The organism is Kutzneria sp. NPDC052558, from assembly GCF_044547355.1.
GTDB lineage: Bacteria > Actinomycetota > Actinomycetes > Mycobacteriales > Pseudonocardiaceae > Kutzneria.
Window position 1 is genome coordinate 238,028 of the sequence record NZ_JBIUAG010000006.1, and the last position, 17,457, is coordinate 255,484.

10 protein-coding genes are annotated in these 17,457 nt (G+C 73.0%); 4 read left to right on the forward strand and 6 right to left on the reverse strand.

Going from position 1 to position 17,457, the window contains the following annotated elements; all coding sequences use genetic code 11:
* Window positions 1-19: 19 nt before the first annotated feature.
* The gene (locus ACIG5F_RS13425) at window positions 20-3,373 is read left to right on the forward strand and encodes a TM0106 family RecB-like putative nuclease (RefSeq protein ID WP_396517915.1); all 3,354 of its coding nucleotides are present in this window, start codon (window positions 20-22) and stop codon (window positions 3,371-3,373) included.
* A gap of 899 nt (window positions 3,374-4,272) precedes the next feature.
* On the opposite strand, the gene ACIG5F_RS13430 is transcribed toward ACIG5F_RS13425, so the two are convergent.
* From ACIG5F_RS13430 to ACIG5F_RS13440, 3 genes are all read right to left on the reverse strand, one after another.
* Window positions 4,273-4,923 (reverse strand): response regulator, encoded by a 651-nt coding sequence (locus ACIG5F_RS13430; protein ID WP_396517916.1) that lies wholly within the window; start codon window positions 4,921-4,923, stop codon window positions 4,273-4,275.
* A gap of 203 nt (window positions 4,924-5,126) precedes the next feature.
* On the reverse strand, window positions 5,127-7,145 hold the full coding sequence (locus ACIG5F_RS13435; protein ID WP_396517917.1) for a histidine kinase: 2,019 nt from the start codon (window positions 7,143-7,145) through the stop codon (window positions 5,127-5,129).
* 266 nt (window positions 7,146-7,411) lie between these two features.
* Window positions 7,412-8,176 carry a PP2C family protein-serine/threonine phosphatase gene (locus ACIG5F_RS13440; protein WP_396517918.1) on the reverse strand — a complete coding sequence of 255 codons (765 nt, stop codon included), beginning with the start codon at window positions 8,174-8,176 and terminating at the stop codon, window positions 7,412-7,414.
* 74 nt (window positions 8,177-8,250) lie between these two features.
* Here ACIG5F_RS13440 and ACIG5F_RS13445 point away from each other — a divergent pair, with 74 nt between their 5' ends.
* Window positions 8,251-9,996, forward strand: a complete 1,746-nt coding sequence (locus tag ACIG5F_RS13445) for an N-6 DNA methylase (RefSeq protein WP_396517919.1) — start codon at window positions 8,251-8,253, stop codon at window positions 9,994-9,996.
* 11 nt (window positions 9,997-10,007) lie between these two features.
* A complete protein-coding gene (locus ACIG5F_RS13450; protein ID WP_396517920.1) occupies window positions 10,008-10,886 on the forward strand; it encodes a serine/threonine-protein kinase in 879 nt (292 codons plus the stop codon).
* 9 nt (window positions 10,887-10,895) lie between these two features.
* Here ACIG5F_RS13450 and ACIG5F_RS13455 read toward each other — a convergent pair whose 3' ends face one another.
* Window positions 10,896-12,614, reverse strand: a complete 1,719-nt coding sequence (locus ACIG5F_RS13455; protein WP_396517921.1) for a DUF5107 domain-containing protein — start codon at window positions 12,612-12,614, stop codon at window positions 10,896-10,898.
* 103 nt (window positions 12,615-12,717) lie between these two features.
* On the opposite strand from ACIG5F_RS13455, the gene ACIG5F_RS13460 reads away from it, so the two are divergent.
* The gene (locus ACIG5F_RS13460) at window positions 12,718-13,443 is read left to right on the forward strand and encodes a hypothetical protein (RefSeq protein ID WP_396517922.1); all 726 of its coding nucleotides are present in this window, start codon (window positions 12,718-12,720) and stop codon (window positions 13,441-13,443) included.
* A gap of 159 nt (window positions 13,444-13,602) precedes the next feature.
* Here ACIG5F_RS13460 and ACIG5F_RS13465 read toward each other — a convergent pair whose 3' ends face one another.
* Both ACIG5F_RS13465 and ACIG5F_RS13470 read right to left on the reverse strand, forming a co-directional pair.
* Complete coding sequence (locus ACIG5F_RS13465) at window positions 13,603-16,050, reverse strand: LuxR C-terminal-related transcriptional regulator (RefSeq protein WP_396517923.1); 2,448 nt, start codon at window positions 16,048-16,050, stop codon at window positions 13,603-13,605.
* A complete protein-coding gene (locus ACIG5F_RS13470) occupies window positions 16,047-17,342 on the reverse strand; it encodes an Hsp70 family protein (RefSeq protein ID WP_396517924.1) in 1,296 nt (431 codons plus the stop codon). The genes ACIG5F_RS13465 and ACIG5F_RS13470 overlap by 4 nt, the downstream gene beginning before the upstream one ends.
* Window positions 17,343-17,457: the final 115 nt, after the last annotated feature.

Genomic DNA, 17,457 nt, shown 5'->3' on the forward strand with positions numbered 1-17,457 from the left:
GTGCGAGACTGGCCCGGCGATGTTCACCCCAACGGACCTGGCCGACCTGCTTGAGTGCGAGCACCGGAGCGTGCTCGACCAGGCGGTGGCCGCCGGGCTGCCCGGCGCGCCGCGCCCCGATCCCGGCGGCGACCAGCTGGCCGTCAAGCACGGGCAGGCCCACGAGCTGGCGGTGCTGGAGCGGCTGCGCGCCTCCCACGAGGTGGTCGAGATCTCCGGCGACGACCCGGTGGCCGCCACCCTCGCCGCGCTGCGCGCCGGCACGCCGGTGATCTACCAGGCGGTGTTCCGGGACGGCGATCTGACCGGGCGCGCGGACTTCCTCATCGCCGACGCCGACGGTCGCTACGAGGCGTACGACACCAAGTTGGCCCGGCATGCCCGGCCGGCGGCCGTGCTCCAGCTCACCGCCTACGCGGATGCCTTGCGCCGCACCGGGTTTCCCACCGGCCCGCACATGCACCTGCTGCTCGGCGACGGCAGCGACGTGGCGCTGCGGGTGGACGACTTCGTGCCGCTGCTGGATCGCTTGCGGGCCAAGCTTTCCGTGCGCGCGCCGGCGCTGCCGGCCCGGCTGTGGGACGACGCCCGGCCGGCCTGTGCCACCTGCAGGTTCCTGAGCACCTGCGAGTCCGGTCGGGAAGCCGACCGGGACCTGTCGCTGGTCGCCGGCATGCGGGCCGACCAGCGGCGCAAGCTGGTCGAGGCCGGGCTGGGCACCATCGACGCGCTGGCCGTGGCCGAGCCGGACGACCGCCCGCGCGACCTGTCCGCCACCACGTTCACCGCTTTGCGGGCGCAGGCGGCGATCCAGGTGCGGCAGGACGCCACCGGGAAGATCAGCTACGAGGTGGTGGACGGCGCCGAGCTGGCCACGCTGCCGGCGCCCAGTCCCGGCGACGTGTTCTTCGACATGGAGGGCGACCCGTTCGCGCTGGCCGGCGCCGGGCTGGAGTACCTGTTCGGCGCCGTGACGACCGACGGGTTCACGCCGTTCTGGGCCCACTCCCGGGCCGCCGAGAAGGTCGCGTTCGAGCAGTTCGTCGACTTCGCCACCGCCCGGTTGGCCGAGTATCCCGACGCTCACGTGTATCACTACGCGCCGTACGAGGTGACGGCGTTGAAGCGGCTCGCCGCGGTGCACGGCACCCGCGAGGAGGCCGTCGACGACCTGCTCCGCGGCCGCAAGCTGATCGACCTGTATGCCGTGGTGCGCAAGGCTTTGCGGGTGTCGCAGCGGTCGTACTCCATCAAGTGCCTGGAGCCGCTGTACATGCCGGCCGCGCGCGACGGCGACGTGAAGACCGCCGTGTCCAGCATCGAGGCGTACGAGGAATACCTGACGCTGCACCAACTCTGCGACCCGCGTGCCGCCGAGGTCCTCCAGGGCATCAGCGACTACAACGAGTACGACTGCGTGTCCACCCGCGAGCTCTTCCTTTTCCTGCACCGGGTTCGGGAAGAAGCCGGGATCGAGCTCGAACCCGAGTCCATTGAGGACGATCTCGTCACGCAGACCGAGGACCTCGTCGCCGCCGAGCGCCGGGCCGAACGCGCCGCCCGGCTGGCCGCCCTGGTCGACCCGCTGCTGGCGGGCCTGCCCGACAATCCCGTGGACGCCACCGACGGCGAGAAGGCCCGCGCCCTGCTGGCCGCGTCGGTCGGCTACCACCGCCGGGAGACCAATCCCGCGTGGTGGGAGTTCTTCCGCCAGGTGGCCGCCCCACTGTCCGATTTGGAGGTTGACACCACCTGCGCCGTGCCGGTCTCCGTGCGGGCCGAGCCGTGGCAGCCGCCCGCCGGCCGGGTCAAGCTGGCCAAGCGGGTCCTGACCCTGGTCTGCGATCCGGATCGGCCGCATCCCTATGCCTTCGGCGACCAGGTTCGCTTGCGCTACGGGGATTCCACGCGGGACGCCATCGTCACCGCCGCCACGGCCGAGGAGCTGACGCTCATCGAGAGCGCCAAGCCCGACGACACCGACACCGGCCGTCCCAACGCCGTGCTGCCCGGATCGCCCGTGCGGCCGCAGCCCAAGGACGAGGCCGTCGCCGACCTCGCGCAGCTGGCCGTGGACGCTTTGCCTAACCTGCCAAGGCATCCCGGCATCGACCTGCTGCGCCGCACTCCCCCTCGCCTCCGTGACGGCCGGCCTTTGCCGGCGCACGGCGATGACCTCGTGCGCACCGTGATCGAGACCGTCGACCTGCTCGACGGCTCCACGTTGGCCGTCCAGGGCCCGCCCGGAGCCGGCAAGACCTACTTGGCCGGCAAGCTCATCGCGCACCTGGTCGGCTCCGGCCGCACCGTCGCCGTCACCTCGACCAGTCACAAGGCCGTCGAGAATGTCCTGCGGGCAGCCAAGTCCTCCGCCCCCACGCTGCCGGCCGCCAAGCGCCCCAAGAAGGCGCCCGAGAAGGATGTGCCTTGGGAGCAGCCCAAGGACAACAACGGGCTGGCGCGGTGGCGGGCCGAGCACACCGACGGGCATCTGGTCGGCGGCACCGCGTGGACCTTCGCCAACGCCGCCATGCGGGCCGAGCCGTTCGACGTGCTGGTGATCGACGAAGCCGGCCAGTTCGCCCTCGCCGACGCCCTCGCCGTCTCCATGTGCGCGCGCAACCTCGTGCTGCTCGGCGATCCCCAGCAGCTGCCGCAAGTGGTTCAGGGCACCCATCCCGCCGGCGCCGAGGCTTCGGCGCTCGGGCACCTCATCGGCGACAACGACGTGATTCCCCCTTCGCTGGGCTATTTCCTCGACCAGTCGCGCCGGATGCACCCCGCCGTCTGCGATCCCGTGTCGCGGCTGTCCTACGCCGGCCTCCTGCACGCCCACCCCTCCGCCGCCGAGCGCTCCATCGACGGCATCGACGCCGGCCTGTATCTCGCCTCCGTCGACCATCGCGGCAACACCACCCGCTCCGTCGAGGAAGCCGCCGTCGTCGTCGACATCGTTCGCTCCCTTCACGGTCGCAAGTGGACAGACGGCGACGTCCGTCCCCTTGGCGACGAGGACATCCTCGTCGTCGCCCCCTACAACCTCCAGGCCCGGGTCGTCACCCGCGCCCTGGAGGTCGCCGGCTTCCCCGGCGTCCGCGTCGGCACCGTCGACCGCTTCCAGGGGCAGGAGGCTCCCGTCGTCATCACCACCATGACCTCCTCCTCCGCCGTCGACCTCCCCCGGGGCCTGGACTTCCTGTTGTCCCGCAACCGCTTGAACGTCGCCCTCTCCCGCGCCCAGGCCGTCGCCGTCCTCGTCTGCTCGCCCCGGCTCGTGGAGGCCGACATCCGCACCGTCGACCAGATGCGACTGGTGTCCGGCATGATCGGCCTCATGAACGCCGCCGAAAGGTGGCCCCATGACGGATCCTGACTCCCTCCTCCGAGCCGTCCTCGAGTAGCACCGGCCGGTCTCCGCACGGGGCGAGATCCCCACCGAGAACGCCGTGCTCGACTACCCCCCGTCCGGCGAACGCTTCCCCCGCCACGCCCCTTCCCCTGCCCGCCTCCCGCGCCGCCGCCTTCCCCACGCACGGCCGCTCTGGGCCCTGACCGCCCCGGGCAGGTCGCCCACCTGACTCCGGCTCCCCACCCGACTCCGGCTCCTCACCTGACTCCAGCCCCCAACTGACTCCGGCCCCAACCCGACTCCAGCCCCCAACTGACTCCAGCCCCCACCCGACTCCAGTCCCCATCTGACTCCGGCTCCCCACCTGAGTGGCCCACTTGGCCCTGGCTCCCGGGAGTTGTCCACAGGCCACATCCCGTCACCCCCTCTATCCACAGGCCAAGCCGCTCCAAGATCCACTTCGGACATTGGGCGGTAGAATGGCAGCGGGGGAAGCCCCCTGGGTTGGGCGGGCAATGGGACTGGGCGGGCAATGGGGCTGGGCGGGCAATGGGACTGGGCGGGCAATGGGACTGGGCGGGCAATGAGGCCGGGCGGGCATCGGGGCTGAGCCGGCATCGGGGTTGCGCGAGGGATGGTCTGGCCGGAGCGCTGCCGGACCGGGATTGTTCGCGCCAACGAGTCGAGCCAGTCTTTCGGTGCCAGCCGGCAATGGACTTCTCCCCCATTGCCTCGCGGCGCGCCCGCCGACTCTCCCGTCCCACCCCCACCGCAGACGCTCACACGTCACCAGGCAGCAGGTGGGAAGGAGGGCCGACATCACCCCGCGCTGAGCAAGCCGGACCGGCCAAACACCCCGGCCCCCGACACCCCGGCTCTCACCGTCTCGGCCCCCAGCTCCCCAGCCATCAATGCCCCGGCCATCACCGTCCCAGGCCGGCGTCTCGGGCGCGGACGATGGCCTGGGCGCGGTCGGCGACTTGGAGCTTGGCGAAGATCGAGGAGATGTGGTTGCCGACGGTCTTGGGGGCGAGGTGGAGTTTCTCGCAGATCTGGGGGTTGGCCAGGCCGGTGGCGATGAGGCCGAGGACCTCGCGCTCCCGCTCGGTGAGTTGGGGGAAGGGCAGGTTGGGCGCGCCGGGGCCGCTGCTGAGCAGGGAGTCGACGCGGCGGGCGATGCGGGGGCCGAAGATGACGCCGCCCTCGGCGACGCAGCGGACGGCGCGGAGGATCTCCTCCTGGTCGGCGCCTTTGAGAATGTAGCCACGGGCCCCGGCCCGGACGGCGGCGAAGACGGACTCGTCGTCCTCGAACATGGTCAGCATGAGCACGGCGGTCCCGGGGGCGACGGCGACGACGGCGCGGGTGGCGTCGATGCCGTCGAGTTCGGGCATCTGGATGTCGGCGAGCAGCACGGTGGGCCGCAGCGCGGCGACGGCCTGGATGGCCTCGCGGCCGTTGACGGCCTCGGCCACGACCGTGATGCCGGGAGTGGACGTGAGCAGCGCCCGAAGTCCGCTGCGCACAACGGGATGGTCGTCGGCCAGCACGACAGTGATCTCGGGATCGGACACCTGCTCAGCTCCTATCGCCTCATCGCGAACGATTCCGGTCCATCCGGGACGAACTTCCCGGCCGGTCTGGGGGCCTGCACCCTGGGGCCGGGACGCCGGTCGGGGCAGGCTGTGCAGTGTGGGGGGTGTCCTTTCCTTGGAGTGGATCCGTATGGAGTTCAAGGCGCGCAAGTCGATCTCGCACGCGGAGTTCGCGGGGCCGGTCAGCCCGACCGGCTGAGTCCCCCGCCCCCGAGGCCGAGCGGGAGGGCGGCGCTGACGCGGCCGCCGCCGGGTCCGGGCCCGCTGCGGCACCAGCCGTCGACCTCGGCGGCGCGTTCGGACATGGACGCGGTGCCGACGCCGGGTTGCCAAGCAGTGGAAGAGGATCCGCCGTTGTCGGTGACCTCGATCAGCAGCTCGTCGGACACGGAGATGGCCACCCGGGCCTCGTCGGCGGCGGAGTGCCGGGCGGCGTTGGTCAAAGCCTCGACGACGATCCGGTACGCGGCGACCTCGACGGCGGCGGGCAGCTCCAGCGGCTCGCTCGGGGCGTCGATGACGATGCGCAGCGGATCGCCGCCGGCCCGGAAGCTGAGCCGATCGGCCTGCTGCCGCAAGGCATTCACGAGGCCGAGCTCGTCGATCGCCGGCGGGCGCAGGCCTTCCACGAGGCGGCGGATCTCGCTGATGGCCAAGTTGGTGTGCTCCCGGAGCTGGCCGAGCAGTTCCAGCGCCCCGGCCCGTTTCTCGGCGGTGACGAGATTGCGGGCGGCGTCGGTGGTGAAGGCCAGGCCGCTGAGGGTGGGGCCGAGCCCGTCATGCAGATCCCGCCGTAGCCGGCGGCGTTCCTCCTCGCGCGCGGACACGAGACGTTGTCGCGACGCCTGAAGTTCGGCCGACAGCACAGTGGCGCGAACGGCGACGGCCAAGGGCGCGACGAGGACGCCGAGCACACGCATGTCCTCGGGGTTCAGTCGCCCCTGTCCCGGCCGCACGCCGACCACCAGTTCCACATCGCCATTGTCGGAGTTCAACAGCGGCAAGGTCTCGACCGACGCGGTCGGCTGACCAGATGTCGCGGTTTCTCGCCCGTCCAGTCGGAACGCGGCGTACGGCAGCCGCAGCGAATCCCGCACGGCGGTGAGTAGGTCGTCGAGCGAACCGGGGCCGTGGCGCAGGCGATCGCCGAGATTTCGCAACGCCCGCACGGGATCGCCGCGATCGCCGTAGAAGAGGCGGTCGATGCCGCGTTGCAGCCACGCCCGGCCGGGCTGGAAGGCGATGGCCACGCCCAATGCGATCAGGGGCGCGCCCAGGTCCCCGATGCTGCTCTTGAGCGCCAGGTCGAACACCACCACCACGCCGCTGTAGAGCAGCACGACGGCCGCCGACAGCAGCAGGTACAGCAGAGTCCGGGTGACGACCAGTTTGATGTCGAACAGCTGGGGCCGCAGCAGACCGATGGCCATGGCGACCGGCTGGAGGAAGATCAGGATCTGCAGCGCGGTGGCGCTGATGCCGAATGGCGCCCACGGCACCGCGACCAGCACGGCCAGCATCAGCCACAGCATCTGCCGCCGCTGCCGTTCGTCGCCGTCCCGGTACCGGACCGCCAGCACGACCACGTCGATCAGCATCGGCACGACGATGGCGGCCAGGTCCAGCTGCGGGCGGATCGGCTCCAGCGCCGGAATCGCGAACGCGCCGGTGTACGGGGCCGGGCCGCCGACCGAGTACGGCGAGGTGGTGATCAGGCTCCACCACTCGAACAGCACGGCGATGACCACGGTCAGCCCGGCCGCCGGCCGGAACCGGCGGGTCAGCGTGCCGGTCGGGAACAGCAGCAGCGCGAACGGGATGAACAGCCGCAGCCCGAGCGGCCAGGACGCCGTCGCGGCGGTGACGATCACCCCGAGCGTGGGCTCCGACCAGCCGTGCCGCAGCCCGAAGCTGAGCAGCCCGACCAGCAGCACGGTGGTGCCGTGGGCGGCCCCGCCGCACAGCAACAACCACCCGATCGGATTACGCGACCGCCGCCAGGCGACCAGCACCCCGCACAGCGCGAACGTCATCGCCAGCAGGCTGTCGGTGAACAGGAAGTTCTCCACCGCCTGGTCGAACGTCCACCCGTCGGCGAACCACAGCACGACGCCGGCCAGCACCTCGGCCGCGATCACGCTCCAGCACAACCAGGCCCACCAGGTCACCCTCCTGGGGGAGCCACCCTTGCCCCAGCTCACCCCGCATACGCTACCCAGAGTGCCGCCGACGGTGTTTTCGGTAGCCGGATTCCCAGGAAAGTCCGCGGTCGGGCTGGGCCCGGCCCGTTCCGGGCTGAAAATGGGGAGTCCCAACAGACTCACCAGCACCACCTGCCTCAGCAGGGCGGTTTGGGGTCTTATTTTCGGACTAGAACCTTCCCGGCCACCGGCCACAACGCCAGCTGGCCGGCAACCGGACCGCGAGGGGCCGGATCCGCAGGCCGCCGGATTCCTGGGGCCGGATCTCAGTCGGCGGTCGGGTCCGCGAGCGACACGTCGGCCAGGACCACCGACACGTTGTCCGGGGCGCCGCCGCGCAGTGAGAGGTCGATGAGGTGGTCGACGGCGGCGTCCGGGTCGGCGAGGTCGGCGAGCACGCCGGCGATGGTCTCGTCGGTGAGCACGGCGGTGAGGCCGTCGGAGCAGAGCAGGTAGCGGTCGCCGGGCTGGACGGGGTCGGCGAACAGGTCGCCCTCGGCGGGACCGCCGGTCTGGATGGCGCGCACGAGGAGGTTGCGCCGCGGATGCACCGCGGCCTCCTCCTCGGTGACGCGGCCGCTGTCCAGCAGTGACTGAACGAGGGTGTGGTCCTGGGTGAGCTGCTCGATGACGCCGGCGCGCCAGCGGTAGGCCCGCGAGTCGCCGATGTGCACGCCGAGCAGCGAGGCGCCGTCCCAGAGCAGGGCGGTGATGGTGGTGCCCATGCCGTGCATTCCACTGTCGCGGGCGGCGAGGGCATCGAGGCGGCGGAGCACTTCGCCGACGACCGAGCCGAGTGCGGCGGACTTGTCGATTTCGGCGACTTCCCCCGCGGCGACGGCCGCGTCGAGTTCGGCGAGTACCGTCACCGCGACCGAGCTGGCGACTTCGCCGTGCGCGTGGCCGCCCATGCCGTCGGCCACGGCGAGCACGTAGTCGCCCACGTGGACGGCGTCCTGGTTGTAGGCGCGCAGGCACCCCGCGTGGGTGCGCGACACTGCGGTCAACCGAAGCTCGGAACTGTTCGCCATGGCACCAGTGAACCACTTGTGAACTGAGTTCACAAGCAAAACGGTTGTGCACAGCTGCTGCTACCATTTGGTCGGTGAACCACGACGCCACCGTCAGTGCCGCCGACATCGCCAGACTGGTCGATGTGGGCCGCGCCGCCGTCAGCAACTGGCGGCGGCGGTTCGACGACTTTCCCCAGCCGGTCGGCGGCAGCGCCGCCAGCCCGCTGTTCTCCCTCGCCGAGGTCGAGGCCTGGCTGCGCCGCAACGGCAAGGCCTTCGAGCTGTCCACCGCCGAGCGGGCCTGGCAGGCCCTGCGCTCCAGTGTCGACGACCTGCGACTGGGCGAAGAGGTCGCCCGCGCCGGGCTGTTCCTGGCCGGCGGCAGCGGCCTCGAGGACCAGCGGCTGGCGCAGCTGCTCCGCCAGCTGGCCGACGAACACGGCGCCGCCGAGGCGTTCGAGCTGATCGTCGCCCGCTACCTGGACGCCCACTCCCGGCGGCTGGCCGTCACCCCGCCGGCCGTGGCCGAGCTGATGGTCGAGCTGGCCTGCCCCGACGGCGGCGTCGTGCTCGACCCGGCCTGCGGCGTCGGCAGCCTGCCGATGGCCAGCACCGCGCACCAGGTTCTGGTGCAGGACACCGACCGCGCCGCCGTGATGATCGCCGCCTGCCGGCTCGCCCTGCGCGACACCGACGTGGACATGGTCGCCGCCGACTCGCTGCGGCACGACGGCTTCCCCGGCCGACACGTCGACGCCGTGCTGTGCGACCCGCCGGTCAATGACCGCACCTGGGGCCACGAGGAGCTGGTCGGCGACGCCCGCTGGGAGTACGGCGTGCCGCCGCGCGGCGAGCCGGAGCTGGCCTGGGTGCAGCACTGCCTGGCCCACGTCGACCCTGGCGGCATGGTCGCCATCCTGATGCCGCCGACCGCGGCCAGCCGGCGGCCCGGCCGGCGGATCCGGGCCAAGCTGCTGCGCACCGGCGCGCTGCGGGCCGTGATCGCGCTGCCCGAGACCGGCTCCGACCTGTGGCTGCTGTGCCGGCCGACGCCGGACCTGCGGCCGCCGTCGACGGTGCTGATCACCGACCGGACCGAGGGCGTGACGACCGCGTGGCTGGACCCGATGGCCGAGGACGCGGTGCGCATCATCGACCTGCTCGACGACGACGTGGACATCAGCCCGGCCCGGCGGCGGCAGCTGGCCCAGGGGCCGGACATCGGCCGGCAGTTCGCCGACGCCGTGGAGCGGTTGCGCGGCCTCGACCTGACGCCGCCGGACCTGGTCGTGCTGGCCGCGCACCGGTCCGCGCCGACCACCACCGTCGGCGACCTGGCCCGCTCCGGGGCGCTCAGCGTCCGGCACGCGCCGGTGAAGCTCGCGCCCGGCGACGACGTCGCCGTGCTCACCATGGACGACCTGGTCGAGGGCCGGCCGGCCAGTGAGCGGGCCGCCGACACCGGCGACCTGGTGCTGGTCGAGCCGGGCGAGGTGGTCGCCGCCCCGACCGGCATGGCCCGGGTCGCCACCGAGGCCGCCGCGCTCGGGCCGTATCTCACCGTCTACCGCGTCGACGACCAGCAGCTGGACGCCTGGTTCCTGGCCGGCGCGCTGCGGGCGTCGACCGCGCGGCCGACGACCGGCTCCAGCCGGCTGGACGTGCGGCGGACCCAGGTGCCCCGGCTGCCGTTGGCCGAGCAGCGGGCGTGCGGCGAGGCGTTCGAGCGGCTGCTGGCGTTCGAGGATCGCCTGCGGGAGGCGACCACGCTCGGTGGCGCCGTCGTTCGGCTCGGCGTGGACGGGCTGGCCGAGGGTAGCCTGCGACCGGGACGCTAGCGGGAGGGTCGATGCTCATCGCCGACCGGTACGAGCTCGACGACCTGCCGCTCAGCCGGGGCGGCATGGGCGCCGTGCACGCCGGATACGACAAGCACCTCGACCGCCGGGTCGCGGTGAAGTTCCTGCACTGGCCCGGCGGTTCCGACGACGAGCTGGAGCAGCGGTTCATCCGCGAGGCCCGGATCCTGGCCCGGCTGGAGCATCCGGGCGCGCCCGTGCTGTACGACTTCGGGGCGCACGAGCACCGGTTGTTCCAGGTGATGCAGTTCATCGACGGCGTGACCGTGGCCGATCTGGTCAGCGAGCACGGGCCGGTGCCGGTGGCGTGGGCGGCTTCCATTGCCGCGCAAGCCTGTTCGGTGCTGGCGGCGGCGCACAGCCTGGGCATCTACCACCGGGATCTCAAGCCCACCAACCTGATGCTGTGTCCCGACGGCAGCGTCAAGGTCCTCGACTTCGGGCTGGCCCTGCTGCGCGAGGCCGACCTGGCCCAGTTCACCCGGGCCGGGCAGATCCTCGGCACCCCGGCGTACATGGCCCCGGAGCAGATCCAGCGCGGGGCCGCCGGGCCGTCCAGCGACCTCTACGCCCTGGGCTGCGTGCTGCACGAGATGCTGACCGGCCGGCAGCTGTTCACCGGCCCCACCGCGTACGCCGTGTTCGACCGGCAGGTCAAGGAGCTGCCGCCGGCCGTGCCCGGGGTGCCGGCGACCCTGGGCCAGCTCCTCCAGGACGTGCTGGCCAAGGCCCCGGAGCACCGGCCGGCCGACGCCCCGGCCATGTACGACCGGCTGCTCCCCTTCGTGCGGGACCTGCCGCCGCTGCCGGGTTTCCTCGACCCGGCCCACCCCGCCCGCATGTACTCCCAGGTAGCCGGCCGCCGCTGACCCCGGGGTCTAGTCGGCGACCATGCGGAAGTCGTAGGCGGGCGGGACCGGTTCGTCGCCGGCGATCAGGCGCCAGACATCGGTCAGCGACTCCTCGCCCTCACGGAGATCCGCCACCTCGAAGCCCTCGTCGAACACGGCCCGAGCGCCGGCGAGGTCGCCGCGGGCATGCCGGATCCGGGCGTCCATGAGCCGCAGGCGCCCCAGCGTGGCAACGGATTCCGGCAGCGAGGCGAGCACGGCCGCCGCCTCGTCGGCCGAGCCGGCGGCCAGCAGCGCTTCCAGGGTCTCGACCGCCAGCCCCGGCACCGACGGAGCCAGCTCGATGGCCCGCAGCAGCAGCCCGGCGGCCCGGTCCGGACGGGCGAAAGCCAAGGCCCGCAACGACCACGGCGACTCGGCCAGGGCCAGCGACTGCTCCCACGCCGACTCCGCGCCGAGCGTGTCGCCGTGGTACCAGCGGGCAACCCCCAAGTGGTACAGGGAAAGCCACGACTCGGGGGCGTCCTCCAGCAGCGAAAGCCAAGCCACCAAAGTGCATCCGGGCGGCGACAGCGGGTCCGAGACCGGCATCTTGCCGTCCAGCAAGGCCAGCCACGGGGCCTGCTCGTCGCCGAGGGAGTCGAAAGGCGTGCCGGGCAACGGATCCAGGCCGGTTCGGGCCAGTTCCAGCGCGCCCCAGCCGGAGCCGGCGAACAGCGGCGACGGCTCGGCGTCGGCCACGGTCCGCCACGAATCGATTGGCAGCTCGGGGAAATCCCCGTACGGGCCGTAGGCCTCCAGCCAGTCCCACGACGCCCCGCCGGGCATCGGCACGTACTCCAGCTGCGTGGGCGCCAATCCGGCCTGGATCTCCAGGTAGCCGTCGGTGCCCGGGGCCAGCCACGACTGCCAGCGCCGCCCGCCCGGCCCGGTCCCCCACACGAACAGCTTCCGGCCCCGCAGGCGATCCGTGGACGTCTGCATGAGGCCGAAGCCGGACGGGTCGACGGCCGCGATCCACGGCTGCTGGCCGGCGGGGATGTCGTAGAACATGTCGGCGGCGTCGCGATCGGCCACCGTGACCAGCGAAGCGTCCGAACGGGACAGTTCCTGGGTGTAGCCGTAGTGCCAACCCTGTTCCGCCGGAACGAGAACCCGCGTGTCGTCGGTGCGGGGCACCGCGGCGTTCGACCACCAGTAGGCCGGAACCTCGTGCTCCCAGGGGTTCCGGATGCGCACGCCGACGTAGAGGAACTCGGAGCCGGGCGGCAGCCACAGATCCACCTGGTAGACCAGGTTCCGGGTCCGCTCCCACTCCCACAGCCGCAGCACCGGCGAGCCGTCCGGGCCCTCGACCGTGCCGGCGTGCATCGGGGAGCAGGTCATGGTGGTGTGGCCGGTGCTGCCGAGGTTCCACTCCACGCCGCCGGCGAACCAGGCGTTGCGCAGGGCCAGGTTGGCCGGCTGGAACACCGGGTTGCGGAACAGCAGGTCCCGGCCCGAGGACTTGTGCAGCAGCGAGTGCAGCCGGCCGCCCAGCCCGGGCAGCACGGTCGCCCGCAGGTGGTCGTTCTCCAGCGTCACCGCCGGCAGCGCGGTCGCCGAGAGTGACCGCCCGTAGCCGTCCTGGAGCAGGCAGGGCAGCACCTTCTCCAGCCCTTCGCCCAGCACCGGCAGCGGGTTCTCGGGCCCGAGCCCGGCGGCGGGCAGTCGGAGCTCGGTCACGGTCAGTGTGGTGTGCCCCATGTCCGTGATCTAACGTCATGTGTCAACGCGCTGCCCGCCCAGCAAACGTTTGCCGGCGCGGTCGGCTCGCCAATCCGGCCTCAGCCAGGGCAGAGTGGGCGGTATGCCATTGCCGATCATCGGTCTCGCCCGCGCGGTCGCCGTGGCCGCCATCGACACGACCGTCGCCCTCGTGTCGCTGCCGGCCCGGGTGATCGGGCTGGTCGGCGCGGCCGAGTCGCTGGTCGAGCGGATCAACGACGTGGTGAGCCGGGCCGAGCGGCTGGTCGCCGAGGTGGAGGCGGTCGCGAACTCGGCCGGCGTGCTGGTGCTGGACGTCGCCAAGATCAGCAGCCAGGCCGCGGGCGTGGTGGCGGTGGCCGAGCAGGTCGGCAGCCAGGCCGCCGGGGTGGTCGCCGTCGCCGAGCACGTCAGCGGCCGGGCCGGCGAGGTCGTCGGCGGAGCCGCGCGGGTCAGCACCGAGGCCGCCGCCGTGGTGGCCCTGGCCGAGAACACCGCCGCCATCGCCAACGAGCTCATCCGCGTCTACGAGCCCATCGCGCTGCGGGCCGCCCCGCTGGCCGGCCGCTTCGTCACCGAGCTGTCCGAGGAGGAGGTCGACGCGGCCATCCGGCTGGTCGACGAGCTGCCCCGGCTGACCGAGCACCTCACCGACAACATCCTGCCCATCCTCAGCACCCTGGACCGGGTCGGCCCCGACGTGACCGAGCTGCTCAAGGTCACCCGCGACGTGCGGCAGGCGATCGTCGGCATCCCCGGCTTCGGGTTCTTCCGCCGCCGGGGCGCCGAGCGGACCGCGCCCAAGCAGGACAAGGACGACGAGGACTAGGGGGCGTCCCGCGGATCACGACCGCGATAGCCGCGCCGACGCGGCCCCTGACGACACCGCGGAAACGCCCGAATACGACCCGGTACGAGGGCGTTCCCGCAGCGCCGCCAGGAACCACCTCGATCCCGACTCTCATCGCCCAGATCCACGGGACACCACCTAGGCCCGGGTGCCGAGCAGGCCTCTGAGCTGGTTGAGCAGGTCGCTGCGGGTGTCGCTGCCGAGCCGTTGGCGCATGCGGGCCACGTGGTACTCGACGGTCTTGGCCGAGATGAACAGCTTCTCGCCGATCTGCTTGTAGGTCAGGCCGCTGACGACGAGCTCGGCGACCTCCCGCTCCCGCTCGGACAGGGTGGTGGCGGAGTCGGCGAGCGGGGTCTCCTGGGCCGGCTCCTGCTGCCGGCCCTGGATGATCCGGGCGCAGTCCAGTAAAGCGACCATCGCGGCCCGGTCGGCGGTGCGGATGGCGGCCTGGCCGGCCAGCCGGGCGCCGTCCCAGACCAGGCCGGCGGCGGCCAGCGCCCGGGCCGAGGCCTCGGTCTCGTCGGCGTCGACGTCGCCGGCCAGCAGCTTGACCCACACCCGGGCAGCGTCGGCGACGGCCGCGCAGTAGGGATGGGCGGGGGCGTAGGCGGCGAGGTCGGCGGCGTGCCGGCCGGCGTCCTCGGGATGCTCGTCGAGCACGGCGGCGTGCATCCGGCTCCACGACAGCAGGGTGGACCACAGCGGCGGATTGCCCAGCTGCTGCAACAACTCCGTGGCCTGCCCGAGGTGCGGGGCCAGCCGCTCGGTGTCGTGCAGCCGTCCGGCGGCGACGGCCAGCTCGCCCAGCGGCAGCAGGGCGAACAGGTCGGCGGGGTGCCGGACGATGGCCTCCCGGGCCCGATCCCACACGGTGCGCAGCGCCGACAGGTCGCTGTCCCGGCGGGCCAGCCCGATCTCCAGGCCGGTGGCCAGCAGCCAGTCCCGCGGCTCGACCGACCCGCTGGCGGTGGCGGCCAGCAGATCGGCCCGGGCGGCCTCGAAGCCGCCCCGCAGCATGGCCGTCCAGCCCCGCAGCAGCAGGTGTCGACGCAGGGCGATGGCCCCGCCCATGCCGGAGTCGATGGCCCGCCGCAGGACCGACTCGGCGACGGCGAACTCGCCGCAGTGCATGGCCACCAGCGCGGCGAGGGCGGCCGGGGTGTCGGGCAGCAAGACGTTGCGCCCCAACGGTTCGATCAGCACGGCGGCCCGGGTCAGGGTGGCAAGGGCGGTGGTGGCCGAGCCGGTCACCGACTCCCGCACGCCCTGGGCCAGCTGCCGCGCGGCCCCGGCCAGCAGGGTCGGCGGCCCGCCGCTGCCCGGCTGGGACAGCAGCTCGTCGGCCTCGGCCAGCCGGCCGGTGCCGATCAGCCCCAACGCCGCGAACGGCACGGCCGAGCCCTCGCCGGCCCAGCGGTACAACTCGGTGCTGCTGCCCAACAGACCCCGGTGGGCCAGCACGGCCGCGGCGACGCTGGCCCCATGGGCGCGGTCGGCCGCCGCCTCGGCGGCGATCGCCTGGTCGGCCAGCCGTAAGCCGCCGTCCAGGTCCCCGGACAGCGCGGCGGCCTCGGCCCGCCGCGCCGCCAACGCCAGCGCCGGCTCGCCGGCGTCGACGGCGGCGGTGAACAGCCGGGCGGCCAGGGCCGGCGACTCGGCCAGCGCCTCGTCCCCGGCGGTCTTGAACGCCGAGGCGAACAGCGCCCCGCTCACCGGCGCCCCGAGCAGCGGACGGACCAGCGGCAGCAGCGGACCGCCCCGGGCCTGCTGGATCTCGATCAGCCGCTGGTGCAGGCTCAGCCGCCGCTCCCACGGGCTGAGCGCGACCAGCGCCCGCTGCGCTATCGGCAGCAGCATCCCGTACTCGTCGACCAGGCCGCTGGCCCGGGCGCCGTCCATGGCGTCACCCAGGGCCTCCAGGTCCAGCCCCAGCAGCGAGGCCAGCAGGTCGGTCCGCAGGCCCGCGCCCAGGGCGGTGGCCAGCAGCAGCCGGCGCACGCCGTCGTCGAGGTTCTCCACCTCATAACGGAACGCCTCGACCGCCGCGGCCGGCACCGAACAGTCGGTGGTGCCAGACACGGCCCGTACGAGCCGGTCGACGAACCGGGGCACGCCGCCGGTCTGCTCGCCGACCAGGTCGACGAGGTCGTCCGACGGCTTGGCGCCGAGCAGCAGCCCGGCCCGCTCGCCGATCTGGGCCCGGCTCAGCGGCCCGAGCAGCACCGGCGGCCGCACCCGGGTCACGGCGTCGACCAGCTCGGTCAGCGCCGCCCGCCGCGGCCACGGCCGGTAGGCCACGGCCAGCTGGGCGCTGCCCGAGACCGCCAGCCCCCGCAGCGCGCGCAGCCGGTCGTCGTCGAGCCGGTGGGCGTCGTCGACGAGCACGGCCGCGTCGCGTGTCGGCAGCTCGTGCCGGCCGTCGTACACCGGCACGCCGGCGTCGCGATAGAGCTGGGCCCACCGCGTGAGCAGGGCGGTCTTGCCGTAACCGCCGGGCGCGCGGACCCCGACCACTCTCGGCGCGGACGGGTCGGCGGTGATCGACTCGTCCAGCTGCCGCAGATCGGTCTCCAGCACCGTCACAGACCGCCCCCTATTGGGGTGTTGAAGTACTGCAGAACGAGATAGGCGCAGGCCAGCACCAGCAACAGGGTCATGATGCCGATGACCAGGCCGCGCCGGCTGGCCTTGCGCCGGCGGCGCCGGCCGGCGGGACGCGGGGCGGCCGCGGCCAGCGCCGGCTTGGCCGGCACCAGCTCCGGGGGCTCGGTCTCCACCGGCGGTCTGGCCGGCGGCTCCTCGGTCTTGTCCTCGTCGTCGTCGAGGTCGGGGTCCTGCATCGGGAACAGCACCACGGTCTCGTCGGTGATCTTGGCCATGACCACCGTCTCGGCGACCGGATTACCCGGTTCGGGCAGCGACCGCGAGGCCAGCAGCGCCGCCCCGGCGGCCACGGTGGCCTCCGGCGCGCCGTCCACCAGCACCGGCCGGCGCAGGCGCTCCATCAGCACCTGGCGGACCAGCGGCATCCGCGCCGAGCCGCCGACGAGCACCACCGCGCCCAGCCGGTCCGGCGTGAGACCCGCACCCGACAACGCCCGCAGCAAGACATCCACTCCTTGGTGCAACAACGGTCTGATCAGCTCCTCGAACTCGCCACGGGTCACCCGGACCTGCGACGGCGACACGACGACCTCGGCCGCGGCGGAGAGCGCGTGCTTGGCCTGCACGCACTCCTGCCGCAGCTTGAGCAGGTCGTCCCAGGCCGCGCCGGGGTCCGGTCGGCCCGCGCCAGCGTTCGGATTGCCCGCTGTCACGAGGGCGACCAGTTCGTCGTCGAAGTCGGCGCCGGCCGGGTGCCGTGCGGTCTCGGAGCGGCCGATGATCTCGAAGCCGCCCTGGACCGGTCGCAGCAGGGTGGCCGTCACCGAGGTGCCGCCGAGGTCGTACACGGCGATCGGGGCCGGGCCGTCGATGCGGTGCCGGGCGGCGGCGGCCACCGCCGCGGCGACCGGCTCGGGCACTAGGACCGAGTCCCCCAAGCCGACTCGGGACAGCGCGTCCCGCAGCAGGTCGATGCGGTAGGGGCCCCAGGTGGGCGGGTGCGTGACGGTGACCCGGGCCGGCCGGTCGCCGTGGTGGGCGGCGACCTGCTCGACGATGCGGTCGATGCCCGATGCCATCAACTCGTGCGCGTTGTGCTGGCGATTGCCCAGGACGATGGGCACGTCGTCGCCGATGCGGCCGACGAACGGGCCGGGGTCGGCCGAGACCGGGGAGACCGGGTGCGGGGCGCCCCGGTGGGGTCCGTCGAGCCTGGTGATGGCCGCGGCGGCGCGGCTGGCGCCGACATCGATCCCTAGCGTGTACGGCAAGTGTTCCTCCGCGAGGCGCTGCGGCCGGGGCTCATGTCGTGAGGGGCCAAGGTAACCCATTCGTGATCTGGGCCCGTAACGAAGGGGGTTCCCTAGTCCCCCAGGCCCGGCCCCG